Origin of the sequence: Streptomyces lacaronensis (genome assembly GCF_047337785.1) — a bacterium.
In the GTDB taxonomy this organism is placed as follows: Bacteria; Actinomycetota; Actinomycetes; order Streptomycetales; family Streptomycetaceae; genus Streptomyces; species Streptomyces lycopersici.
Genome location: NZ_JBLHDK010000003.1, coordinates 6160596 through 6185195, shown reverse-complemented (window position 1 = coordinate 6185195; position 24600 = coordinate 6160596). Strand labels below are relative to the sequence as shown.

Annotated in this window: 21 protein-coding genes and 1 tRNA gene; 10 read left to right on the top strand and 12 right to left on the bottom strand. The window is 71.1% G+C overall.

The window, feature by feature from the left end:
- Positions 1-23 precede the first annotated feature (23 nt).
- Positions 24-1394 carry a DUF6777 domain-containing protein gene (locus tag ACMTAK_RS26945; RefSeq protein WP_413808580.1) on the bottom strand — a complete coding sequence of 457 codons (1371 nt, stop codon included), beginning with the start codon at positions 1392-1394 and terminating at the stop codon, positions 24-26.
- Positions 1395-1724: 330 nt separating this feature from the next.
- Here ACMTAK_RS26945 and ACMTAK_RS26940 point away from each other — a divergent pair, with 330 nt between their 5' ends.
- Entirely contained in the window at positions 1725-2609 is an 885-nt protein-coding gene (locus ACMTAK_RS26940) for a universal stress protein (protein ID WP_413808579.1), read from the top strand.
- A gap of 98 nt (positions 2610-2707) precedes the next feature.
- Here ACMTAK_RS26940 and ACMTAK_RS26935 read toward each other — a convergent pair whose 3' ends face one another.
- Positions 2708-3733: a 6-phosphofructokinase gene (locus ACMTAK_RS26935; RefSeq protein WP_413808578.1), complete on the bottom strand. Its 1026-nt coding sequence runs from the start codon at positions 3731-3733 to the stop codon at positions 2708-2710.
- A gap of 243 nt (positions 3734-3976) precedes the next feature.
- On the opposite strand from ACMTAK_RS26935, the gene ACMTAK_RS26930 reads away from it, so the two are divergent.
- The 4 genes from ACMTAK_RS26930 to ACMTAK_RS26915 all read left to right on the top strand — a co-directional run bounded on the left by ACMTAK_RS26930 (position 3977) and on the right by ACMTAK_RS26915 (position 7048).
- Positions 3977-4141 (top strand): hypothetical protein, encoded by a 165-nt coding sequence (locus tag ACMTAK_RS26930; protein WP_165556256.1) that lies wholly within the window; start codon positions 3977-3979, stop codon positions 4139-4141.
- Between the two features lie 162 nt (positions 4142-4303).
- Positions 4304-5137, top strand: coding sequence for an RNA polymerase sigma factor SigF (locus tag ACMTAK_RS26925; protein ID WP_268973105.1), 834 nt, complete (start codon positions 4304-4306; stop codon positions 5135-5137).
- A 186-nt stretch (positions 5138-5323) separates the two neighbouring features.
- A complete protein-coding gene (locus tag ACMTAK_RS26920) occupies positions 5324-6154 on the top strand; it encodes an RNA polymerase sigma factor SigF (RefSeq protein WP_020870119.1) in 831 nt (276 codons plus the stop codon).
- A gap of 66 nt (positions 6155-6220) precedes the next feature.
- The gene (locus tag ACMTAK_RS26915) at positions 6221-7048 is read left to right on the top strand and encodes a collagen-like domain-containing protein (RefSeq protein ID WP_413808577.1); all 828 of its coding nucleotides are present in this window, start codon (positions 6221-6223) and stop codon (positions 7046-7048) included.
- Positions 7049-7134: 86 nt separating this feature from the next.
- On the opposite strand, the gene ACMTAK_RS26910 is transcribed toward ACMTAK_RS26915, so the two are convergent.
- On the bottom strand, positions 7135-7335 hold the full coding sequence (locus ACMTAK_RS26910) for a hypothetical protein (RefSeq protein WP_210948808.1): 201 nt from the start codon (positions 7333-7335) through the stop codon (positions 7135-7137).
- Positions 7336-7546: 211 nt separating this feature from the next.
- On the opposite strand from ACMTAK_RS26910, the gene ACMTAK_RS26905 reads away from it, so the two are divergent.
- The 3 genes from ACMTAK_RS26905 (at position 7547) to ACMTAK_RS26895 (ending at position 11845) form a co-directional block, all read left to right on the top strand.
- Positions 7547-8035: a MarR family winged helix-turn-helix transcriptional regulator gene (locus tag ACMTAK_RS26905; RefSeq protein ID WP_413808576.1), complete on the top strand. Its 489-nt coding sequence runs from the start codon at positions 7547-7549 to the stop codon at positions 8033-8035.
- A 128-nt stretch (positions 8036-8163) separates the two neighbouring features.
- A complete protein-coding gene (locus tag ACMTAK_RS26900) occupies positions 8164-10683 on the top strand; it encodes an MFS transporter (protein WP_461773842.1) in 2520 nt (839 codons plus the stop codon).
- Between the two features lie 310 nt (positions 10684-10993).
- Entirely contained in the window at positions 10994-11845 is an 852-nt protein-coding gene (locus ACMTAK_RS26895) for a YceI family protein (protein WP_413812999.1), read from the top strand.
- Between the two features lie 18 nt (positions 11846-11863).
- Here the strand turns inward: ACMTAK_RS26895 and ACMTAK_RS26890 are convergent, their stop codons facing one another.
- The 6 genes from ACMTAK_RS26890 to ACMTAK_RS26865 form a co-directional block, all read right to left on the bottom strand.
- Positions 11864-12664: a TetR/AcrR family transcriptional regulator gene (locus tag ACMTAK_RS26890; RefSeq protein WP_413808574.1), complete on the bottom strand. Its 801-nt coding sequence runs from the start codon at positions 12662-12664 to the stop codon at positions 11864-11866.
- An 81-nt stretch (positions 12665-12745) separates the two neighbouring features.
- On the bottom strand, positions 12746-14269 hold the full coding sequence (locus ACMTAK_RS26885; RefSeq protein ID WP_413808573.1) for an MFS transporter: 1524 nt from the start codon (positions 14267-14269) through the stop codon (positions 12746-12748).
- 169 nt (positions 14270-14438) lie between these two features.
- Positions 14439-16763 (bottom strand): ArnT family glycosyltransferase, encoded by a 2325-nt coding sequence (locus ACMTAK_RS26880; RefSeq protein WP_413808572.1) that lies wholly within the window; start codon positions 16761-16763, stop codon positions 14439-14441.
- On the bottom strand, positions 16760-18058 hold the full coding sequence (locus ACMTAK_RS26875; RefSeq protein WP_413808571.1) for a bifunctional glycosyltransferase family 2/GtrA family protein: 1299 nt from the start codon (positions 18056-18058) through the stop codon (positions 16760-16762). The genes ACMTAK_RS26880 and ACMTAK_RS26875 overlap by 4 nt, the downstream gene beginning before the upstream one ends.
- 26 nt (positions 18059-18084) lie before the next feature.
- Entirely contained in the window at positions 18085-20058 is a 1974-nt protein-coding gene (locus ACMTAK_RS26870) for a sensor histidine kinase (protein ID WP_413808570.1), read from the bottom strand.
- 5 nt (positions 20059-20063) lie between these two features.
- Positions 20064-20801 (bottom strand): response regulator transcription factor, encoded by a 738-nt coding sequence (locus ACMTAK_RS26865; protein WP_020870109.1) that lies wholly within the window; start codon positions 20799-20801, stop codon positions 20064-20066.
- A 175-nt stretch (positions 20802-20976) separates the two neighbouring features.
- Between ACMTAK_RS26865 and ACMTAK_RS26860 the strand changes: the two genes are divergently transcribed.
- On the top strand, positions 20977-21849 hold the full coding sequence (locus ACMTAK_RS26860; RefSeq protein WP_413808569.1) for an LLM class F420-dependent oxidoreductase: 873 nt from the start codon (positions 20977-20979) through the stop codon (positions 21847-21849).
- Positions 21850-21995: 146 nt separating this feature from the next.
- On the opposite strand, the gene ACMTAK_RS26855 is transcribed toward ACMTAK_RS26860, so the two are convergent.
- Positions 21996-22862 carry an amidohydrolase family protein gene (locus ACMTAK_RS26855; RefSeq protein WP_413808568.1) on the bottom strand — a complete coding sequence of 289 codons (867 nt, stop codon included), beginning with the start codon at positions 22860-22862 and terminating at the stop codon, positions 21996-21998.
- Between the two features lie 158 nt (positions 22863-23020).
- On the opposite strand from ACMTAK_RS26855, the gene ACMTAK_RS26850 reads away from it, so the two are divergent.
- Complete coding sequence (locus ACMTAK_RS26850; RefSeq protein ID WP_413808567.1) at positions 23021-23728, top strand: hypothetical protein; 708 nt, start codon at positions 23021-23023, stop codon at positions 23726-23728.
- Positions 23729-23828: 100 nt separating this feature from the next.
- On the opposite strand, the gene ACMTAK_RS26845 is transcribed toward ACMTAK_RS26850, so the two are convergent.
- Together ACMTAK_RS26845 and ACMTAK_RS26840 are read right to left on the bottom strand one after the other, a co-directional pair.
- Positions 23829-23902, bottom strand: a tRNA-Met gene (locus ACMTAK_RS26845).
- Positions 23903-23972: 70 nt separating this feature from the next.
- Positions 23973-24506, bottom strand: coding sequence for a hypothetical protein (locus ACMTAK_RS26840; protein ID WP_413808566.1), 534 nt, complete (start codon positions 24504-24506; stop codon positions 23973-23975).
- Positions 24507-24600: the final 94 nt, after the last annotated feature.

Here is a 24600-nt window from a genome sequence, read left to right as displayed (position 1 = left end):
GGGTTGCGCCGGGGCCGTTCCCGTCAGGGGCCGGACGGGGGCGGCTGCTGCGGAGGCTGTTGCTGGTTGGGGTCGGGCTGGGGCTGCTGGGGCGGGGGCTGGTTCGGGGGCGGTTGGTTGGGCGGGGGCTGGTTCGGCGGGGGCTGGGGCGGCGGAGGCGGATTCGGCGGGGGCTGGTTCGGGGGCGGCTGATTGGGCGGCGGCTGGTTCGGAGGGGGCTGGTTCGGGGGCGGCTGCGGCTGCTGCTGGCCCGGGTCCGAGGGCTGGTCCTGGGGCTGCTGCTGGCCGGGGTCCTGCGGCTGGTCCTGGGGCTGCTGCTGACCCGGGTCCGAGGGCTGGTCCTGCGGCTGGTTCTGCGGCTGGTCCTGGGGTTGCTGCTGGCCGGGGTCCGAGGGCTGGTCCTGCGGCTGCTGCTGGTTCGGGTCCGTCGGCTCGTCGGAGGGCTGCGACTGCTGCGAGGGCGTCCCGGACGGGCGCTCGGTCTCCAGCGGGGTGAACCGGTCCGACGGCTTCATGGTGACCTTCGGCGCCTCCCGCAACCGCGGGGCGTGCTGCTCGCCCGGCATCGCCAGGAACGAGGGATAGTCGGCGCGGGCCAGCACCGTGTCCCGCGGGTCGCCGCTGCCGTCGCCGTCACCGAGCGGGCGCTTCAGCAGCTCGGCCTTGCCGATACCCACCAGGACGAGGTGCTTGGCGTTCTTCGTGGCCGGCCGGATGACGGTCACCGTGCTCCGTGAGAAACCGTTCCACTCGGGCCCGGTGAAGGTCGGCTTGGCATTGCGCGGCGGGGCCGAGACCCTTACGGGATTTCCGGAGTCGCACTTCACGACGGGCAGACCGCGCTTATTGACGAAGACCGCCGTTCCGGCCTGGAGGACGGCGGACACCGGCTTCACCCCACCGCGGTAGCCGTAGGTCTTCGCGTAGGTGTCGGAGCGCAGGGTGACGCTCGTGAGCCCGTTGACGAAACCGGGGATGCCGTCGGGCGAGATGTGCTGGACCTTGCTCCAGGCGGCGCCCCTCCGCTTGTCGGCGTCGAGATCGTGGAGCAGCCCCTGCCGGTCACAGGGCTGCCGGTTCCGGACGCCCGCGTAGAGACCGGGGGTGTTGCCGCGGAAGGCGCGGCCTCCGTTGGAGGGCGAGACCACGTTTTTGCGGTCCCGGCCCACGGAGGAGGTGAACGCGGGGACCGAGGTCTTTCCGACGGGTTCCCGCCGGTATTCGACCGTCGAGGCGTATCCGGGGGCTTCCCCCGGCGCCTTTGTGGTGGCTCTCCCGGAGGCCTTTTCGGAGGAGGAGACCATCCCAAGGACCACCACGACGGCGACCACGACGACGAAACCGACGACGAATGCTGAACGACGCGAGGTGAGGTGCCATGAGATCGAGCGCATTTCCCTCTCCTTCCCTTACCTCGCCCCCCATCCTGCGCTCGCTCCGCACACCCCCGCTTCCCCCGAAGCCTTGACATCTCACCCCACCTTCGGGGGACTTGGGCCGTGTTTGCCCGTCCGCGCTCGCAGAGCCGCCCCCGGTCCGGGGTGCACCCGGACCGGGGGCGGTCACTACCCCTCGCGGTCTGTGCGCGGCGAGACCTCCGACCATGTCGGATCTTCGTCGCGTATCTAGACTAAACGGACGGGCTCCAGTTGGCAGCGGAACGGACAGGAGATACGGACCGGAGTTTCCGGACGGAGTGACGGACGGCAGCCGAGGAGGACCGGATGAGCGGCCCTGTCGTGGCGGGGGTCGACGGCTCCCGGCGCAGCCTTACGGCGGCCGAGTGGGCCGCGCGGGAGGCGGCGCGGCGCGGGGTCGTGCTGCGCCTCGTACACGCCTGCCCGCCGCTGCCGCGCAGGGTCTCGCCGGTGCCCGGGGTGGACGCCTGGCAGAACGTGGGCGAGCAGATGCTCGGGCAGACCGTGGCCGACTTCCGGGCGCGCCTTCCGGAGCTCGGGATCGACGGGGAGCACACCGCCGCCGAACCGGCCGAGGCCCTGCTCACGGCCGCCACGAGCGCCGGGCTGCTGGTGGTCGGGGCCCGGGGCTGGGGCGGCTTCGAGGGGCTGGCGGTGGGCTCGGTGGCGCTGCGGGTGGCGGCGATGGCGGACTGCCCCGTCGTCACGGTGCCGGATGAGCGCCGTACGGGTGCCGGGTGGGACGGTACGGACGCGGACGAGGTGCAGCTCGGCTTCGACGCACACGCCCCGGCGGAGGCACCGGCCGCCTTCGCGTTCCGCGCCGCCCAGGAGCGGGGCGTCCCGCTGCGGGTGGTGCACGCCTGGGCGCTGCCCCCGGCCTCCCCGTCGGCCTGGATGCTCACGGTGCTGGAGGAGGACCGCGCGATGTGGGAGGACCAGGAGAGCCAGGTGGTCTCCGACGCCCTGCGGCCGTGGCGGGAGGCCTGCCCCGAGGTCACCGTGGTACCGGATGTCGTTCTGCTCAATCCGGCGGAGGCGCTGGTCAGGGCCTCGGAGCGGGCCGGGCTGCTGGTGATCGGGCGCCGTACGGCCACCCGGCCCGCCCAGCTGCGGCTGGGGCCGGTGGCCCATGCGGTGCTGCACCACGCCCACTGCCCGGTGACGGTCGTACCGCACCCCGGGCCCTGAGCCCACCTCCCGCGCGCCGGAGCCCTGAGCCCGCCTGCCGCACCCGGAGCCCGCGCCCCGCACCCCGCAGGCGCTCAGGCGCTCAGGCGCTCAGGCGCTCAGCCGAAGAACACCCCGAATTCCGAGTACAGCGCTGGATCGACGCCCTTGGTGCCCACCGTGGCCTCCGCGAGCGGTATCCGAACGATGTCCGTGCCGCGCAGCGCCACCATCGTGCCGAAGTCCCGGTCCTTGACCGTGTCGATCGCACGCAGCCCGAAGCGGGTGGCCAACCAGCGGTCGAAGGCGCTGGGCGTCCCACCGCGCTGGATATGGCCCAGGACCGTGGTGCGGGCCTCCTTGCCGGTGTGATCGGCGATCTCATGGGACAGCCACTCGCCGATACCGGACAGGCGGACATGGCCGAACTCGTCCAGGCTGGAGTCCTTGACCACCATCTGGCCCTCCTTCGGCACGGCCCCCTCCGCCACCACCACGATCGGCGCGTATCTGATCGTGAAGCGGTTCTCCACCCAGGCGCAGACCTGGTCGATGTCGAAGGGCTGCTCGGGGATCAGGATGACGTTGGCACCGCCCGCGACGCCCGAGTGGAGGGCGATCCATCCGGAGTGCCGCCCCATGACCTCGACGACCAGGGTGCGGGTGTGGGATTCGGCGGTGGTGTGCAGCCGGTCGATCGCCTCGGTGGCGATGTTGACGGCGGTGTCGAAGCCGAAGGTGTAGTCGGTGCCCGCCACATCGTTGTCGATCGTCTTGGGCACCCCGACCACCTGGATGCCCTCGCCCGCCAGCGCCGCGGCGACCCCGAGCGTGTCCTCGCCGCCGATCGCGATGAGCGCGTCCACCTGGTACTCGGCGAGCGTCTCCCGCACCCGGTCCACCCCGTCCTCGCCGGCCAGGGGGTTGGTCCGGGAGGAGCCGAGGATGGTGCCGCCGCGCGGCAGGATGCCGCGCACGGCCGGGACGTCCAGCGGCACGATGGCTCCTTCGAGCGCGCCGCGCCAGCCGTCCCGCACTCCGACGAACTCGAAGCCGTGGACCTCCACGCCCTTCCGGACGATGCCGCGGATCGCGGCGTTGAGCCCGGGGCAGTCACCGCCGCCGGTCAGCACACCGACACGCATCTCCGCTCCCTCCGCCGACGGCGCGAGCCGCTGCCGTCGCCGCTCCTTCCGGGCGCCGCTCCGGCGCCACTCTTGCCACCCCCTCTTTCTCCAGAATCCACCCATATGTAGCGCGGTGCCCACAGCGGCGTAGGGGTGTCCCCACAACACCGATCTGTTCATCCGACTGATACGACTGATGCGCCAGAGGTGTGGATAGACTCTCGCAACTGCACAAGGGCACAGCGGGGAGAGGCAGCACAGATGGCCCAGGCGAAGAAAATCGCGCTCTATATGCTGATCGTCTTCGTGCTGTACACGATCATCAAGACGCCGGCCCGGGCAGCCGACCTCGTCCAGGTCGGTTTTGAGGGCATATCGGACGCCGCCAAGAGCGTCGGCGAGTTCATGACGGAACTGACCAACTAGCCTCGCGCTCCCCCTGTTCCCGCCCTCGAACCCGCGCTCCCCTCAGTCCCTTATCGGGCGATTTCTCCACCAACACGTGGTAAAGCGGTGCTTGCACACAGTGCACATGTCTTGTGATGCTATGACCGCTTTTGCCGGGTGAGTACATCGTGAAGGGGTGGCGTGACCGTGTCGGCCCGTACCGCGCCCAGAACCCCGCCCCAGGGCGATGGCGGCAGCGAAAGCGGCAGAAGCCGCGGGGCTGACGCCAGAGCGCTCACCCAGGTGCTCTTCGCCGAGCTCTCGGACCTCACCCCGGGAACCCCCGAGCACGCCCGCGTACGCGCCGCGCTCATCGAGGCCAATCTGCCGCTGGTCCGCTACGCCGCGGCCCGCTTCCGCAGCCGCAACGAGCCCATGGAGGACGTGATCCAGGTCGGCACCATCGGCCTGATCAACGCGATCGACCGGTTCGACCCGGACCGTGGGGTGCAGTTCCCGACCTTCGCCATGCCGACCGTCGTGGGCGAGATCAAGCGCTACTTCCGCGACAACGTCCGCACCGTCCACGTCCCGCGCCGGTTGCACGAGCTATGGGTGCAGGTCAACGGCGCGACCGAGGATCTGACCGTGCTGCACGGCCGCTCCCCGACGACGGCCGAGATCGCCGAACGGCTCAAGCTCAGCGAGGAGGAGGTGCTGGCCTGCATCGAAGCGGGCCGTTCGTATCACGCCACCTCCCTGGAGGCCGCCCAGGAGGGCGACGGACTGCCCGGTCTTGTCGACCGGCTCGGCTACGAGGATCCCGCGCTCGCCGGAGTCGAGCACCGCGATCTGGTGCGCCATCTGCTCGTACAACTGCCCGAGCGCGAGCAGCGTATCCTTTTGCTCCGTTACTACAGCAACTTGACGCAATCTCAGATCAGCGCCGAGCTCGGCGTCTCCCAGATGCATGTGTCCCGGCTGCTGTCCCGGAGCTTCGCCCGGCTGAGATCCGCAAACCGGATCGAGTCCTGATCCTTGCGAGGGACCTCCGCCCGGGACCTCAAGGCTGTAATGTCGACATGGCGCTACAGCGTGTTGCCGACATGTGACATTCTGCAGGAACCGCGTTTGCCGCGGCCCCACCTCCGGTATTCAGGGGGAGGCTGCGTCGGACGCTACCGCGCAGCTGGGATCCGTCCGCGACCTCTAGGGGGTGGCATGTCCGTAGAACTGGGCAGCTCGAAGGTGCTCAACAACGACGCACCGCTCATGCCTGACGACTGCGACGCCATCGACACCCGCACCCTCTCCCGCTCCCTCTTCCTGCGGCTCGCCACACTCGACAAGGACAGTGCGGAAGCCGGCTACGTCCGTGACACCCTCATCGAGCTGAACCTCCCGCTCGTCCGTTACGCGGCGGCCCGGTTCCGCAGCCGTAACGAGCCGATGGAGGACATCGTCCAGGTCGGCACCATCGGCCTGATCAAGGCGATCGACCGCTTCGACTGCGAACGCGGCGTGGAGTTCCCGACGTTCGCCATGCCGACCGTCGTGGGCGAGATCAAGCGGTTCTTCCGCGACACCAGCTGGTCGGTGCGGGTTCCGCGGCGGCTGCAGGAGCTGCGCCTGGCCCTCACCAAGGCCAGTGACGAGCTGTCACAGAAGCTCGACCGCTCCCCGACCGTCACCGAGCTCGCCACGGCGCTCGGTGTCTCCGAGGAGGACGTGGTCGACGGGCTCGCGGTGGGCAATGCCTACACGGCCAGCTCGCTGGACTCCCCGTCCCCCGAGGACGACGGCGGCGAGGGGTCGCTCGCCGACCGGCTGGGGTACGAGGACAGCGCGCTGGAGGGCGTGGAGTACCGCGAGTCGCTCAAGCCCCTGCTGGCCAAACTGCCGCCGCGCGAGCGCCAGATCATCATGCTGCGCTTCTTCGCCAATATGACGCAGTCGCAAATCGGCGAAGAGGTCGGGATCTCCCAGATGCATGTCTCCCGGCTGCTCACCCGGACCCTGGCCCAGTTGCGTGAGGGCCTGATCTCGGACTGAGCCGCCACTGGCCGGTCCCCTGCCGGATCCCTGTACACCTGACGGGTCGTCAGCCACACTGGCCCGATGCGATACGCATGGAGCCGGACAACGGGCCGCCGAGGCACGGCAATCGCCTCCTCGGCGGCCGCGCTGTGCCTGGGGGCACTCCTCAGCGGCTGCGGCGGTGGCGGCGACGGCTATGTGGCCGCCGGGGCGGCCGGGCCCGATGGCCAGCGGACCGCGAACGCCGTGCCGCCCAAGGGCGACGTCGACATGGTGCCCCTGGACGAGGGCGGCACGGACAACGATCGCGACGGTAAGGGCGGCACGGACGGGAAGCGCGATCGGGGCGCGGCCGGACCCGAGGCCACCACGGACGGCGGAACGGACGGACCCGCATCGCGGGCCCCCTCGGCATCCGCGAAGGCCCCCGACCGCACGGACGGCTCAGGCGGCCCGGATGGCGGGAAGAGCGGCTCCGGGGCCCCGGGACGTAACGACGACGGCCCCCAGGGCGACGACGGGCCCAAGGGCGACGAACCCGGCGAGCCCTCGCCCTCCGGCTCCGGTTCGGACCCCTCAGGCACCCCCACGCCCACCGGACCGGCCGCCCTCAAGGTCGGCAAGCCGGAGCGCACGGCGACCGATCAGCGCTGGTGCGAGAAGGTGAAGGTCGAGTTCCGTAACACCGGAGGAGCGCCGGTCGCCTCGGGCACCGTCACCTTCGGGACGCATGTGATCGACGCGCTCGGCATCGACTGGGCCACGCTGGAGTCCAAGGAAGAGCTGCCCGCGCCGATCGGCGCGGGCCAGAAGAAGGAGAAGACCTGGACGGTGTGCGTGGACGACTGGCGGGTGCCGCTGGGCATGCATATCGAGACGCAGGACATCTCGGTCAGCTGGAAGCCGTAAGGCCGGCCCGGCAGCCGTAAGGGGCGCGGGAGCTCAGGGCTCCCGCAGGAGCTCAGACCCCGCGGTGAGCGTCAGGGGTTCGTGGCTCAGCCCAGCGCCAGCCAGGCCACCGCCGCGACGATCACGACCGCCGCGATCACACCGACGATCAGGCCGACGCGCGAACCGCCGCCCGATGCGGTGGACGTCTGAGGCTGCCGAGTGCCCTCGTCGACGAAGGCGCGGAACATCTGGGTGGAGCCGGCCGGGTCCTGGTTCCCGTTGGGGCTCTGGGGGTTGTTCGCCATGGGCCCCGACCCTAGCGAACGAGCGGATTCCGGGACACCCCCGGGTCTCAGCAGCCCCTCGCGCCTCAGCCGCCCCGCTTGACCGACTCCAGGACGACTCTTTAACGGCAATTTACCGCCCAGACCACCCTTTCATTTGCCTGTAGCAACTAACTTCTTCTATGGTTGCCTTAAGCAACTGACCATTCCGACCAATCCCACTGGGGGTGCCGTGGCCGCGCAGCGCCACTATGAGGAGCTGGCCCGGCAGCTCAGCGCCATCGGCACCGTCAAGCGCATGCTCGGGCGCGTCCTGCCGACCGACTGCCCGTCGGGCTCCGCCATCGTGCTGATGCTCCTCGACCGCTACGGCGAGATGCGCATGAGCAAGCTCGCCGAGCTGCTCGACATCGACATGTCGGTGACCAGTCGGCATGTGGCGCATGTCGCGGACCGCGGCTGGGTGGACCGCAAGCCCGACCCGCTCGACCGGCGGTCGCGGCTGCTGAGCATCAACCCCAGCGGTCGAGCACTGCTCGGTCAGGTCTCCGAGCGCTACACAGAGGCGCTCGCCAGCTGTCTGAGTGACTGGTCGGACGAGGACGTCGACCGCCTCAACGAACTTCTCGCCCGATTGCGGTCGAGTTTCGGGGACACCCGTTCCCGGGCTCTGCCGCATCAGGCGGAGACCAGCATCACCCGTACACCTTCGCAACGTTAAGGAACTTCATGGCAACGACCACACCGGACGGCGGTGTGCGGGGACCCGCGGGGCACCCCGCCCACGCCAAGCACGGCGGAGGAGGCCACAGAGGCCAGCACGGCCACGACGCGGGCTCCTCGGCGCCGATGACGCACCGGCAGATCATGGAGGCGCTCTCCGGGCTGCTGCTGGGGATGTTCGTCGCGATCCTGTCGTCGACGATCGTCTCCGCCGCACTGCCCAAGATCATCGCTGACCTCAACGGCAGCCAGTCCTCCTACACCTGGGTCGTCACCGCCACCCTGCTGGCCATGACTGCCACCACCCCGCTGTGGGGCAAGCTCGCCGACCTCTTCAGCAAGAAGCTGCTGGTCCAGATAGCCCTGGTGATCTATGTCGCGGGCTCCGTGGTGGCCGGTCTGTCACAGAGCCCCGGCATGCTGATCGCCTGCCGCGTGGTGCAGGGCATCGGCGTCGGCGGTCTGTCCGCCCTCGCCCAGATCGTCATGGCCGCGATGATCTCCCCCCGGGAGCGCGGCCGGTACAGCGGCTACCTCGGCGCGACCTTCGCCGTCGCGACCGTCGGCGGTCCGCTGCTGGGCGGCGTGATCACCGACACCGACTGGCTGGGCTGGCGCTGGTGCTTCTACGTCGGCGTGCCGTTCGCCGTCATCGCGCTGATCGTCCTTCAGAAGACCCTGAAGCTTCCCGTGGTGAAGCGGGACGTCAAGGTCGACTGGGGCGGCGCCTTCTTCATCAGCGCCGCCGTCTCGCTGCTGCTGATCTGGGTGACCTTCGCGGGCGACAAGTACGACTGGATCTCGTGGCAGACCTACGCGATGGTCGGCGGTTCGATCGCGCTCGGTCTGATCTTCCTGCTGATCGAGTCCAAGGCGAGCGAACCGATCATCCCGCTGCGGCTGTTCCGCAACAAGACGATCACCCTCGCGTCGCTGGCCTCGCTCTTCGTCGGTATCGCGATGTTCGCCGGAACCGTCTTCTTCAGCCAGTACTTCCAGCTGGCGCGCGGTAAGTCGCCCACCATGTCCGGCGTCATGACCATCCCGATGATCGGCGGCCTGTTCATCTCCTCGACCGTCTCCGGTCAGGTCATCACCAAGACCGGTCGCTGGAAGGCATGGCTGGTCAGCGGCGGTGTGCTGGTGACGGCGGGCCTCGGTCTGCTGGGCACCATCCGGTACGACACCCCGTACTGGCACATGGCGATCTACATGGCACTCATGGGCCTCGGCATCGGCATGATGATGCAGAACCTGGTGCTGGCCACCCAGAACCAGGTGGCCCCGCAGGACCTCGGCGCGGCCAGCTCCGTCGTCACCTTCTTCCGGTCCCTGGGCGGTGCGGTCGGCGTCTCGGCGCTCGGCGCGGTGCTCGCCAACCGGGTCACCCACTACGTCAAGGACGGCCTGGCCGAACTCGGCCCCAAGGGCGCCGCGCTGGGTCACGGCGGCACCGGCGGCGGTGGCATCCCCGACGTGCGGGCGCTGCCCGAGCCGATGCGCACGATCATGGAGAGCGCCTACGGGCATGGTGTCGCGGACGTCTTCCTCTTCGCCGCCCCGGCCGCGTTCCTCGCCTTCCTGCTGACCCTGTTCATCAAGGAGGTCGCCCTGAAGACCAGCTCCGGCTCGCAGCAGGCCGCCGCGGCCACCTCGGACGCCCCCACCGCCGACGCGGTCCCGGCCGACGCGGTGGCGACCACGGCGGCCACCGGGCAGATCGCCGACCTCGAGCCCGCGCTCGTGGGCGCCCCGGCCGCCGAGATCTACGAGCCGGGCGCCGACGGTGCCCTCGCGGCCACCGCTCCGCGGACGGCCACCGCTCCGCAGCGCCTTACGGCCTTCGCCTCCGCCGGGGGCGACGGCGCGGACCGTCAGCCCCGGCAGGGTGTGCACGGATTCGTGCGGAACGCGGAGGGCGGCCCCGTCGCCCGCGCCGCGGTGACGCTGATCTCGCTCGCCGGACGGCAGCTGGGCCGATCGGTGGCGCACCCCGACGGCTCGTACGCCCTGGACGCGCCGGGCTCCGGCTCGTACGTCCTGATCGCGGCGGCCGACGGCCACCAGCCGCAGGCGTCCACGGTCGTGGTCGGGGACGAGCCGCTCGGCTTCGACATCGTCCTCTCGGCCACCAGTGGTCTGGTGGGCACCGTGCGCGGTGCCGCCGACGGCCGGCCGGTGGACGCGGCGATGGTCGTGGTCACCGATGTCCGCGGTGAGGTGCTGGCCACCGGGAAGACCGGTGAGCAGGGCGACTTCGGCTTCGAGGAGCTGGTCTCCGGGACCTTCACGGTCGCGGTGAACGCGCCGGGCTACCGGCCCGCGGCCCTGCCCGTCGAGGTGGGGGCCCAGGGGCTGACCCGGGTGGAGATAGCGCTCCAGGCCGGCGCCCGGGTGCAGGGCATAGTCCGGGCCGGTGCCGACCGGCGGCCGCTGCCCGACGCGCGGGTCACCCTCGTGGACTCGGCCGGGAACGTGGTCGCCACCGCCACCACCGGTGAGGACGGCGCGTACGCCTTCACCGACCTGGACGCGGGCGACTACACGGTCATCGCGAGCGGCTACCCGCCGGTCGCGGGGGCGCTGACGGTCTCCGGGCCGGGCGTCGACGGCCACGACGTGGAGCTCGCCCACCCGGGCGAGTGACGGAACCCCGAGCCCGGGGCGCGCAAGAGCGGAGTCGCGCCCCGGGCCCGGCCGGGCGGCGGATTTCTCGGCCGGACCCGGAACCCGGATCCCGGCGGCGGTGTAGTGAAGGCAGGGGACGGCCTGACGCCGCCGCCCGGATCCGGTGCACAGACACGACGAATACCACCAGCACGACGAGTACGACCAGCAGGACGAGTACGACCAGCACGGCGCGCACGACCAGCGCGCCGGGCGACATGAGCGACACGAGCAACACGCCGAGCAGGACAAGCAACACGGCGACACCCGAGCGGGAGCGAAACGCGGCATGACGACCACAGGAGCAGGAGCAGGCGGGGGAGCGGGGCTGCGGGCCCGGATCCACACCCGCGACGGCTGGGCGGTCCAGCACGCGGTGCTGACCGTCACCGATATGACGGGCGCCCAGGTGCTGCGCGCACAGGCCGACACGGACGGCGCCGTGCGGACCGACGAGCCGCTGCCGCCGGGGCCTTACACGATCATCGCCACCGCGGTCGGCTACGCCCCGGTCGCGTCCACGGCGATCGTCACGGCCTCCGGGCGGGCCGACGTGGGCACGGTGGTGCTGGCGCGCCAGGGCGGGGTGGAGCTTCCGCCGCCCGGGGCGTGGACGATCGACCCGGCGCATTCGACGGTGGCCGCGGTCGCCCAGCACCTGGGGATCTCCAGTGTCCACGGCCGGTTCACCGAGTTCGGCGGGCGGATCGAGGTCGCCGAGGACATCGAGAAGTCGCGGGTCGAGGCGGTCATGCGGGCCGCCAGCATCGACACCGGCAACACGATGCGGGACGGCCATCTGAAGTCGGCCGACTTCCTCAATGTGGAGGAGTTCCCGGAGCTGACGTACCGGAGCACGCATCTGAGCGCGGCCGGGGCCGACCGCTGGACGGTCCATGGCGAGCTGTCGATGCACGGCGTGGTCCGGGACGTGGACCTGGACCTGACATACCTGGGTACGGGCCCCGACCCCTGGGGCGGGGTGCGGGCGGCCTTCCGGGCCGTCGCCGAGCTGCGCCGCGAGGACTTCGCGATGAACTACAACCAGGTGGTCGCGGCGGGCATCGCGGCGATCGGCACCACCCTGCGGGTGGAGCTGGACATACAGGCGGTGCAGGGCGAGCAGCTCCCCACGGCCTGACCTGCCCGCCACCGCGCGCTATCGATCCCTCAGGGCCTCGATACCGGCGATCGCCAGGTCCAGGGCGAAGGCGAAGTCGCGGTCCTGCATCTCCTGGACCGTGGTGCCCCCGCGAGCCTCCATGATCTTCCGCGCCTCGTCGAACTCCATACGGTCCTCGACCGCGCCCATCATCTCGTGGAACAGCTCGTCCTGGGGGACTCCCGCCGCCCGGCAGCGGGCGGCGAAGCGGCCCTCGATCGTGCCGAAGCCGTAGACGAACTGGTAGACGAGGGCCAGCGCGCTGGTCATCCTGTCGTCCGGCAGCCCGCTGTTGCGCATCACGGCCAGCGCGGCGTTGTTGAAGACCACCGCGTTGGGCCCGATGTTGAGGTACTCCCCCAGCAGCGCCGGCAGCCAGGGGTGGCGCACCAGCACCCGCCGGTACTCGGAGGCGACCTGGCGCAGCTGCTCATGCCAGTCCCGCGGCTCGGCCGGGGCGTGCTCGAGGCCTTCGACGGGTCCGACGGCCTCCACGGATCCGACGGCCTCAATGGGCAGCGCTATCTCGCCCATGGCCGCGTCGAGGGCGAGTTCGAGCAGATGGTCCTTGGTCTCCACGTACCAGTAGACCGACATGGCGGTCACCCCCAGCTCCGCCGCGAGCCGTCGCATCGAGAAGCCCGAAAGTCCCTCGGCGTCCAGCAGCCGCATCGTCGCCGCGACGATCTTCAGTCGGTCGAGCCCGACGGGCTGCTGGTCGCCCTTGCGCTTGGGGGTCTTACGCTCGGAGAGCCAGACGCTGGACCGCGGGGGGACGGTGCGGCTGCCGGTTGCCATGGCGGCGCCTCCCTTTCTCCGATGAGCTGGCACCACATATGGCCCGGGAGCGGACACGCGGCACCTCACTACCTGAAGATGCTATGCCGCCGGGGCCTCCTGTGAAGATCGTTCGGCCCTGCTGAGCAGCAGTGCGGCCAGCACTCCACCCGCCAGCACGGCCGCGGCGCCGACCAGCTGACTGGTTTCCACACCCGAGGCGAAGGCGTCCGCGACGGCCTGGCGGTCCTCGGGGGTACGGGCGGCGGCGAGGGCGGCCGGGAGCGAGCCCGCTCCGGTGGCGACCGCGGGCAGCAGGGAGCCGAAGCGGGAGTTGAGCACGGCGCCGAGGACGGCGACTCCGAGCCCGTTTCCGCATTCGGTGAGCGTGCCGTTGACCCCCGCGCCCACCCCCGCCTTCTCCGGCGGGATGGCCGACATGATGGCGTTCGCCATCGCGGGCATGGCCAGCGCGATACCGGCCCCCATCACCACCAGCCCCAAGAGCATTCCGCCATAGCCGTGCGCGCCGAGCGTCGCGATGGCGGCGAGACCGGCCGCGAGCAGCCCCATCCCGCCGACGATGGTCACCGGGGTCCCGAGCTTGGGCAGCAGCCGCGCGCCGACACCGGTGAGGTTGAGCGCGACGATCACCAGCGCGAGCGGCGCGGTGCGCAGCCCCGCGTCCAGCGCGTCATAGCCGAGCACGAACTGCAGATGCTGGGTGAGCAGGAAGAGCGAACCGCCCATCCCGAAGGCCACCAGGATGCCGCCCGCCACCGCGCCCACGAACCGGCGGTTGCGGAAGAAGTGCATATCCAGCATCGGATAGGGGATATGACGCTCCCACAGCGCGAATCCGGTCATCACGGTGATGCCGATGAAGGCCGACAGCAGCACCCGGCTGGAGGTCCAGCCGTGTTCCGGCCCGGAGATGATCGCGAAGACGATGCCGGTCATCCCGACCGTGGACAGCAGCGCGCCGAGCAGATCGGGGCGGTCGCTGGTCGGCGCCTTCGACTCCGGCACCATCCAGACCACGGCCACCAGCCCGAGCAGCGCCACCGGGATATTGATCAGGAAGATCGAGCCCCACCAGAAGTGCTCCAGCAGCGAGCCGCCGATCAGCGGTCCCGCGGCGAAGCCGAGCGAGCCGACCGCACCCCACAGCCCGATGGCCTTGGCCCGTTCGCCCTCGTCGAAGACCTGCACCACGACGGCGAGCGTCGTGGTCATCAGCAGCGCCCCGCCGATGCCCATGCCCGCGCGGGCGGCGATCAGCTGGCCGGAGTCCTGCGCCATCGACGCCGCGAGGGAGCCGACGCCGAACAGGGCGAGCCCGGCGACCAGCAGCTTCTTCCGCCCATAGCGGTCGGCGGCGCTGCCGGCGGTGAGCAGCAGCCCCGACTGGACCAGCGAATAGGCGTTGATCATCCACTGGATGTCGGCCGTGCGGGCATCCATCTCCCTGGCCAGGGAGGGGACCGCCACATTGAGGATCGTGTTGTCCAGCAACACGGTGAGCTGGGCGAGGCAGATCACGGCGAGGATCAGCCAGCGCTGAGGATGGCCGCCCGGGGACTGATCGGGTGGCGCGGAGGCGGCTTCGGCGGTCGAGACCGTCATGGGGACTCCAGACAGGGTCTTCTACGGTGTATGGCGAGTTGGCCTTACACCGTACAAGTGCGGCTGTACGGTGTACAGCGAATTATGTGCGTGCGTCGCATACGCATACGGGCCGGTGGTCGCGGGGGTGAACCCGCGACCACCGGCCCGTACCTACGGGACTCCGGAATCAGCCGGAGGACTTCGAGGACGTCGACGCCTTCGTCGATGCCTTCTGGGTCAGGTCATAGAGCGTGGCACTGCCCACGGTGACCTTCTTGTAGGTCGACTCGATCCAGGAGGTGATCTGGGACGAGGTCCCCTGGCCGCCGCCCGGCCCGCCGCCCATGCCGGTGCCCGAGGAGATGAAGTAGTGGATCCTGCCCTGCTTCACATACTTCTTGAACTGGGCGAGCGTCGGGGACGGGTCGCTGCCGTTGAAGCCGCCGATGGCCATCACGGGCTTCTCGGTGGCGAGTTGGTAGCCGGCGGCGTTCTGGGAGCCGATCGCCGCGGCCGCCCAGGTGTAGTCGTCGGCGTTCTTCTCCAGCTTCGCCTCCACCTTGGCGTCGACCTGCTGACCGTCGAGCAGTCCGCCCATGCCGCCGCCACGGCGACCGCCCTCGCCCATGCCGCCGGGCAGCATGCCTGGTCGGCCGTTCTGCCCCTGACCGCCCTGCGCGTTGCCCGTGCCGTTGCGCGGGGACTGGCCGCCGCCTGGGAAGCCCCCGCCGGGGAAGCCGTTCTGGCCACCCCCCGGCTGACCGCCGCCGGTGCCATTGCCGGTGCCGCCGCCTGGCATGCCCTGCGGACCGCCCTGGCCCTGACCGCCCTGCTGATTGCCCTGACCGCCCTGGCCCTGCCCCTGCTGGCCCGCGCCCTGACGTCCGTTCTGCATCCACGGCGGACCGCCCCGGCCGCCGCCCGGGAAGCCACCACCGGGGCCGCCCGTACCGCCCGCCACCGACGGACCGGCCGTCACGATGGAGCCGTGCTTCGGGGTGTCCACCGTGTTGAGCGTGTACGCCACCGGCCCGGCCAGCCCCGCCGCGAGGCCGAGCCCCGCCGCGGCCAGCGCCGCCCTCCGGCCCAGGCGCGCCGTCAGCAGCAGCCCGGCCGCCGCCGCGAGCCCGCCGATCAGCACCGCCCAGCGCAGCCAGGGGTGCCAGTCCGGCGACCGCCCCAGCAGGACGTACGACAGATAGGCGGTGACCGCGACCGTGACGGCCAGCACCGCCGAGGCCGCCGCTCCCGCCCGGCCGCCCTCGCTCCGCCGCTCCCACAGCAGGGCCGCGCCCATGCCCACGAGCGCCGCGGTATAGGGCGCCAGGGCGATGTTGTAGTACTGGTGGAAGATCCCGGACATGAAGCTGAAGGTGGCGAACGTCATCAGCAGCGCCCCGCCCCACACCAGGAAGGCCGCGCGCCGGGTGTCGGTGCGCTTCGCCCGCCAGGTCAGCCAGATGCCCGCCGCCAGCAGGATGAACGCCGCGGGCAGCAGCCACGCGATCTGACCGCCCATGTCGGAGCCGAAGAGCCGGTCGATCCCGGTATCGCCCCACCGGCCGCCACCGCCACCGCCCGGGCCGCCCCCGCCGACGCTGCCGGTCTCATTGCCGTTGATCCGGCCCAGACCGTTGTAGCCGAAGGTCAGCTCCAGGAAGCTGTTGTGCTGCGAACCGCCGATGTACGGGCGCGAGGACTCAGGCCACAGTTCGACGATCGCGACCCACCAGCCGCCGGAGACCACCATCGCGAGCCCCGCGAGCAGCAGCTGCCCGATCCGCCGGCCGAACTTCACCGGGGCGCACACCGCGTACACCACCGCGAGCGGCGGCAGGATCAGCCACGCCTGAAGCGTCTTGGTGAGGAAGCCGAGACCGAAGCAGACCCCGGCCGGCACCAGCCACTTGGTGCGCGCGTCCTCCAGGGCGCGCAGCACGCAGTAGATCGCCGAGACCATCAGCAGGCACAGCAGCGCGTCGGGGTTGTTGAAGCGGAACATCAGCGCCGCGACCGGGGTCACCGCGAGCGCCGCGCCCGCGATAAGCCCGGCGGCCGCGCCGAACCTGCGCCGTACGGCCGCGTACAGCACCCCGACCGTCGCGACGCCCATCAGCGCCTCGGGGGCGAGGACCGCCCAGGAGGAGAGGCCGAAGAGCCGCACCGACAGGGCCATCGGCCACAGCGCGGCCGGCGGCTTGTCGACGGTGATGGAGTTCGCGGCGTCGGAGGAGCCGAAGAAGAACGCCTTCCAGCTCTCGCCGCCCGCCTGCACGGCGGCCGAGTAGAACTGGTTGGCGTAGCCGGACGCGCCCAGGCTCCACAGATAGAGCACGGTGGTGGCGGCCAGCAGGGCCCACAGGGCGGGCCGCGCCCAGCGCGGGTCCTCCGGCCGTCCTCTCCAGGCCCGCGCCAGGCGCGAGCCGCCGCGCGCCCGCGGCCCCGGCCGGGGAGCGGCGGCGGGGGTCGGCGGCGGCCCGGCTTCGCGGGTGCCGTAGTCGTAGGTGGTCATCGATCGGTCCTCGGGTCGTGGTCGGTCGTGGCCCCGCTGTCCGACGGGAAGACCCAGGCCCGGAAGAGCAGGAAGCGCAGAACGGTGGCGGCGAGGTTCGCCGCGATCAGCACGGCCAGTTCGGTGCCGTGCGAGGCGGTGCCGGGGACGGCGTCCAGGGCGGCGAGGGAGCCGCTGGTCAGCACGAGGCCGATGCCGAAGACGACCAGCCCCTGGGCCTGGTGGCGCATCGCGCGGTCCCGGCCGCGTACGCCGAAGGTGAGCCTCCGGTTGGCTGCGGTGTTGCCGAGCGCCGACAGCAGCAGCGCCAGCGCGTTGGCCACCTGCGGGCCGGTGCCCATCCGGAAGAGGGAGTACAGCAGCAGATAGACCAGTGTGCTCAGCGCGCCGACCACACAGAACCCGACCAGCTGACGGGCCAGGCCCTTCGGCACCCCGCTCAGCTCCCGGTCGCGCGGATCGTCGCCGAACGGACGGCGCACCCGGTCCAGCGGCAGCCCACCGGTGGCCAGCGCGCGCCCCACCCGCCACACACCCTTGAGATCCTCGGTGGCCGTCTTCACGATGTGGACCGTGCTGTTGGGGTCGTCCACCCAGTCCACCGGCACCTCGTGGATGCGCAGCCCGGCCCGCTCGGCCAGCACCAGCATCTCGGTGTCGAAGAACCACCCGGTGTCCTCGACCAGCGGCAGCAGCCGCTCCGCGACGTCCTTACGGATGGCTTTGAATCCGCACTGGGCGTCGGAGAAGCGGGCGGCCAGGCTGCCGCGCAGAATCAGGTTGTACGCCCGCGAGATGAACTCCCGCTTGGGCCCGCGCACCACCCGTGAGCTGCGGGACAGCCGCGATCCGATCGCCAGGTCGGAGTGCCCGGAGATCAGCGGGGCCACCAGCGGCAGCAGCGCCTTGAGGTCCGTGGACAGATCGACGTCCATATAGGCGAGCACGGGCGCCTCGGACAGCGACCACACGGTGCGCAGCGCCCGCCCGCGCCCCTTCTGCTCCAGCCGGACCGCCGTCACCTCCTCGATGCTCTCGTCCAGGTGGGCCGCGAGGTCGGGCGTGCGGTCCGTACTGGCGTTGTCGGCGATGGTGATCCGGAAGCCGTACGGGAAGGTGCGGGCCAGATGGTCGTGCAGCCGTCGTACGCACCGCTCGAGGTCCGCTTCCTCGTTGTAGACGGGGATGACGACGTCCAGCACCGGACGGCCGCGCACGACCGTCACCGGCCCGCGCACGGGCAAGGTTTGGAGGGGTGTCTCGGGCGGAGCCCCGAGAGGGGTGTCGGTTCGCATGAGGTCGACGGTCGCGAGCCGCGCTGTCACGGCTGTGTGGTCAGCCTGTGGCCTGCCTGTGAGTCCGTTACGCCCTGGTGAACGGCCCGGCGCACGGGCAGGTGGACGCCGAACACGGTGCGCCCGGGCACGCTGTCCACCGTCACCTGCCCGTCGTGCGCGGCGACGACCGCGTGCACGATGGCCAGGCCGAGCCCCGTACTGCCCGCGGCGCGGGAGCGCGAGGCGTCGCCGCGCGCGAACCGCTCGAAAACATGCGGCAGCAGCTCGGGCGGGATACCAGGACCGTCGTCCTCGATCTCCAGCGAGACGTACGAGGACGGCTGCGGCGGGCCGAAGGCCCCGGCGGCGCGGGCGGCCGCATGCGGGGAGCCGTAGGGCGGGGCGTACGGCTGGGCGTGCGGCGAGCTGCGCCCCCTACGGTGGTCATGGGAGGACGCGCCGTAAGACACCCCGTAGGAGAGCCCGTAAGGCGCCAGATACGGCGAGGGATACGGCGACGCCTGCGGCCCGCCCCACAGCACCCGCGCCGTGACCGTGGTACCGGCCGGGGTGTGCGTCCGCGCGTTGGCGAGGAGGTTCACCAGCACCTGGCGCAGCCGGGCGTCGTCGCCGAAGACGACCGCCGGTTCATCGGGCAGCTCCAGCCGCCACTCGTGGTCCGAGCCGACCGCCCGCGCGTCGCTGACGGCGTCCACGACCAGCGGGGACAGATCGACCTCCGCGCATTCCAGCGGCCGTCCCGCGTCCAGCCGGGCCAGCAGCAGCAGATCCTCGACCAGCCCGGTCATCCGCCCGGCCTCGGACTCGACCCGGCCGAGGGCATGCCGGGTGTCGGGCCCGATCTCCTCCCGGCCGCGCCGGGTCAGCTCGGCGTAGCCGCGGATCGAGGCGAGCGGCGTACGGAGCTCATGGCTGGCGTCGGCGACGAACTGCCGCACCCGTGTCTCGCTCTCCTGGCGGGCCGCGAGCGCCGACTCCACATGGCCGAGCATGCGGTTGAGCGCCGCGCCCACCTGGCCGACCTCGGTGCGCGGATCGGCCTCCGCGGCCGGGACGCGCTCGCGCAGCGCCACCTCGCCGCTGTGCAGGGGGAGTTCGGATACCCGGGTCGCGGTCGCGGCCACCCGGCGCAGCGGCCGCAGCGAGATGCCGACCATCGCGGCCCCGGCGATCCCGGCCGCGACCAGCCCGGCCGCGGCCACACAGACCTCCACGAGGATGAGGGTGTTGACCGTCTCCTGCGTCTGGTCGAGGGGGAAGGCGAGGAGGATGCCGCCGTCCCGGTGGCCCGGCTGGGCCACCGCCCGATAGCCACCGAGGCCGGGCAGATCGATGGTGTGCACGTCCCCGTCCTGAGGGACGGCGGCGATCGCCTTCTGCTGACCGCTGGTCAGGGGGTCCACCCGGCTCTCGACGTCGACCTCGTTCGTCATGGGCGAGTCATTGCTCTTGCCCGACATGGAGATCTCGCCGTCCTGGCCGAACCGCGCCCCGACCGTGCCGATGGGCTGACCGGGCGAGGCGACGAAGAGCACATCGTCCCGGGGGAGTTCACGCTCCGGTCCCGGCTTGTTCAGGAACCGCCCGACGGACGCGCGCAGATCGTCGTCCACCTGACCCTGGAGGTACGACTGCAGGGCGAGGGTCGTGACCGAGCCGATCACCGCGCAGACCACCGCGATCAGGGCGACGGCCGAGACGACCAGACGGGTGCGCAGGGACCAGGGGCGGCGCCCGGCCCGCTGAGTGCGCCCGACCCGCTGAGTGCGCCCGACCCGCTGAGTCCGCCCGACCCGCTGAGTCCGCCCGGCTCGTTGAGCGGCCCCGGCTCCTTGCGAGTTCCCCGCCCGCTGAGCGCGTCCCGCCCGCTGAGCGCGCCGGGCGTGCGCGCGCCCCTGCGCCGCTCCCACGCCCTGGGGCGGCTGGGGGTGGCCGGGCATCCCGTCGGTGCCGGACATGTCGGGGCCCCGGGGCGGCCGGGGCGGGGGGTGCGCCACGGTGTCTACTCCCCGGGCTTGATCAGATACCCCGCGCCCCGCCGGGTGTGGATCATCGGGCTGCGGCCCGCGTCGATCTTGCGCCGCAGATATGAGATGTAGAGCTCGACGACGTTGGCCTGGCCGCCGAAGTCATAGCTCCAGACCCGGTCGAGGATCTGCGCCTTGCTGAGCACCCGGCGCGGATTGCGCATGAGATAGCGCAGCAGCTCGAACTCGGTCGCGGTGAGATGGATCTCCTGCCCCCCGCGCGCCACCTCGTGGCTGTCCTCGTCCAGGATCAGATCGCCGACGGCCAGCACCGACTCACTGCGCGCGGCCGCCGCCCCCGACCTGCGCAGCAGCCCGCGCAGCCGGGCGACGACCTCCTCCAGGCTGAACGGCTTGGTGACGTAGTCGTCGCCGCCCGCCGTCAGCCCCGCGATCCGGTCCTCCACCGCGTCCCGCGCGGTCAGGAACAGCACCGGGACATCGGGCAGTTCGCGGCGCAGCCGCCCCAGCACGGCGAGCCCGTCCATATCGGGCAGCATGATGTCCAGGACCACCGCGTCTGGGCGCAGCTCACGGGTGATCCGGATCGCCTCCGCGCCGTCACCCGCGGTGCGCACCTCCCACCCCTCGTAGCGCAGGGCCATCGACAGCAGGTCGGCGAGCGCCGACTCGTCGTCCACAACCAGCACCCGGACGGGGCTCCCGTCGGGGCGCAGCAGCTCGGTACGCCCATGAGGCGAGGTCGGCATCATGACCTCCACCCTCGGAGCGGGCCCTGAGAGGTCCCTTTCGGCTGCCTGTGAATCACCTGAGAATCCTGTGGGGGCGCGGACGGGACCGGCCGGGAGGCGACACAGCGGATCCGTGGGCACGGAACGACTGTGCGGGCCGCGGAATAACCGGAAGGATTCCCCGGCTTCCCCTTGTATGACTTCTCGTCCCGCACTTGGCAAGATCGGCATCTGGACCGCGGCCCTGAAGACCGACTTCGCCCCATCAGAGCAGGTCAGCGAGGCAGTGGCCGAGCTGGACGAGCTGGGGTACGGCGCCGTCTGGCTCGGTGGCAGTCCCAGCCCGGATCAGGCCGGAGTCCTGCTGGACGCCACCTCCCGGATCACCGTCGCGACCGGGATCCTGAGCATCTGGGACCACGAGGCGGCCTATGTCGCCGAGCGGCACGCCTCGCTCAACGCCGCCCACGACGGCCGCTTCCTCCTCGGCCTCGGCGTGAGCCACAGCGCGCTCGCCGGTGAGCGCTACAAGCGCCCGTACACGGCGATGAAGGAGTACCTGACCGCGCTGGACTCCGCCCCGGCCCCGGTCCCCGCGGCCCAGCGGGTCCTGGCCGCGCTCGGCCCCAAGATGCTCGAGCTGTCCCGCGACCGCGCGGCCGGCGCGCATCCGTACCTCGTCACCCCGGAGCACACCGCCAAGGCCCGCGACGTCCTGGGCAAGGAGGCCGTGCTCGCGCCGGAGCTGAAGGTCGTCCTCGACACGGACCTGGAGCGCGCCCGCGCCACCGCCCGCGACTACCTCGGCCGCTACCTGGCGCTGCCCAACTACACCAACAACTTCAAGCGGCTGGGCTTCGAGGACGCGGACTTCGCGGACGGCGGCAGCGACCGTCTCCTGGCCGCCATGTACGCGCTCGGCGACGCGGAGACGATCCGGGCGCGCGTGGACGAGTTCCTGGCCGCGGGCGCGGACCACCTCGCGATCCAGGTGGTGAGCGAGGATCAGGGTCTCCCCCGCGAGCAGTGGCGCACGCTGGCCGAGGCACTGCCGCTGGACAAGAGCTGACCGATCCCCGCGGCCTCCTCGCCCGGCGCCGACGCGGGCACCGGGCGAGCCTCACCTCCGGAACGGCTGCGCTCTGTCCGCAACGGGCGCGTACGGAACAGCCGCACTCCATCCGCAACGGGCGCGTCCGGAGCGGCCACCACCCGTCATATCCCGAACAGCCGGGCCGCGTTCCCGTAACAGACCCCGCGCAGCCACTCCTCGTCCTGTCCGACCCGCGTCAGCGCGTCCAGCGCATGCCGGTATCCGTAGGGGATGTTGGGGAAGTCGCTCCCGAACAGCACCCGGTCCCCCAGTGCGGCCAGCCGCTCCCGCTCCGACCGCGGAAACGGCCACTGGCGCTCGGTGAAGTCGGTGAAGGCCATCGTGGTGTCCAGGTGAACCTCCTCGTACCGCTCCGCCAGCTCCAGGAAGTCCGAGTACTCCGGCAGCCCCATATGCGCGATGACCAGGCGCAGCCGAGGATGACGGGCCAGCACCCGCCCCACCGGCTCCGGTCCGGTGTACTTGCCCGGGTGGGGTCCCGAGCCGCAGTGGATGACGACGGGCGTCCCGCTCCCGGCGAGCATGCCCCACACCGGGTCGAGCAGCACGTCGCCCGGGTCGTACGCCCCCACCTGCACATGGGCCTTGAACACCCGCGCCCCGCCCTCGAGCGCCGTGCGCACGTACCCCTCCACCCCGGGTTCGGGGAAGAAGGTCGCGGTGTGCAGACAGTCGGGCGTACGGGCGGCGAAATCGGCCGCCCAGTCGTTCAGCCACCGCGCCATGTCGGGCTTGTGGGGGTAGAGCATCGAGGTGAAGGCCCGCACCCCGAACGCCCGTAGCGTGGCGAGGCGTTCGGCCTCCTCCTCGCGGTAGGTGATGTGCCAGCGGGGCTCGACGGCGTCGAAGAAGGCCCAGACCTTGTCCAGTACGCGCTGGGGCATGAAGTGGGTGTGCACATCGATGAGTCCGGGCAGCCCGAGCTCCTGCCAGAACCGCTGCACCGACTCCACGGCGGGATCGTCCATACGGATCACGGTAGTTGCCCCGGGCGTATTGCTACAGCCTCGTCTCAAGGCCTCGCCTTGAGTTGATCACAGCCTCGACCAGTGGTTTTGTCACGCCCATGATGATCTGCCGTAGCAAGATCACCACAAGGGGAACTGAGAAGGTGAACTGACGCTCCGTGACCGGCGTATCCGTCTACGGCAGTCACCACTCGCTCGACGTCGTCACCGACCGACCATCACCGACCACCGGGGGACCGTCCATGCTCAACCGCCCGCCTCGCGCCGCCGCCCGATCCGGGACCGCACTCGTCTGCGCCCTCGGCGTGACCCTCCTCGCCCTCGCCACCGCCGGCTGCGAGGACGACACCGCCGCGTCCGGCCGACGGCAGCCCGCGGCCCGCGCCGACATGGCGGCCGACAGCGACGGCGGCAAGACCCTCCGGCTCGGCGAGCCCACGTCGGTCACCTACAAGCGCGGCTCGGACCATATGCGCGGCGCCCTGCGGGTCACGGCGGTGAGCGTGCGCAAGGGCACCCATGCCGAGCTGAGGACGGCGGATGTGGAACCGTCCGACATACGGACCACCCAGCCGTACTACGTCACCATGACCTTCGAGAACACCGGCGAGAACTCCCTCCACTACCCCTTCCTCAACACCCCCACCGGCCTCGAGAACACAGGCGGTGTGGAGGACCCGCCGCTCATCACCGGCGACACCGAGGTGACGGCCTGCCCGGGGAAGGACCCGGACGACTTCGCGGTGGAGGCGAAGGTCTCCCTGTGCAAGGTGTTCCTGGTGCCCAATGGCACACGGCCGTCGGTGGTGACGTACAGCACAGGCGATGACACCAAGCGCCCGGTGAGCTGGAGGGTCACGCGCTGACGGCGGCGGGGCTCCACGCGCTGACGGCGGCGGGGCCCTCGGCGCGGCCGAACGACCGAGGGCCCGGCACTGAAGAAGTGCCGGGCCCTCGATACCTGAGTAGCGGGGACAGGATTTGAACCTGCGACCTCTGGGTTATGAGCCCAGCGAGCTACCGAGCTGCTCCACCCCGCGTCGGTAGACGTAACTCTACGTCGTTCTCCCCGCTAAGGGAAATCCATCCCGCCGCCTCGCGGCCGACCACTCAGAAAAGCGCCTCGACCAGGGCCGAGACAGCACCGACGACCGCCCCGTACCCAAGGACCGTCAGCAGCGGCCAGGGAACGGGCCGGGGAACGAGCACTCGCCAGTGGAAGCCGTAGTCCCGGTACTCGGCCATGCCCTCCGTCCCGGGCAGCACCATGAACCGGGGCTGGACCGTGCAGAACAGCCACCAGTCCAGAACCACCAAGTCGAAGACGACGAGCGCGAGCCAGACGAGGGCACCGAAGACGAACGCGCGCCAGAAGCCGAGCCCGCCGTCGGCCCGACCATGCAGATCGACCATCCCGCCGACCGGCACGGCGATGAACACCAACGTGTTCAACGCCCCCATGACCCCGGCAGCCCGCTTCCCCCGCGCACTTTGCGCGCCATAGCGCTCCCGGATCGCGGTCGGATAGTCGTCGACCAGCGCGTCCCTGGCCACCAGCAGCCCACCGACGATCACTGCGGCGAACAGCACCACCAGCACAAGAGCGCAGAAAAGGCTCACCCCGACCAGCTGCCACCAGCTCATGACACCGCAGCATAGAGCAGAAACTTAGGGTTGCCTAACCTAACCGCGCTCGGAAACCACTCCACAACGGCTCCACTCCGACGGCCCGTCCGGG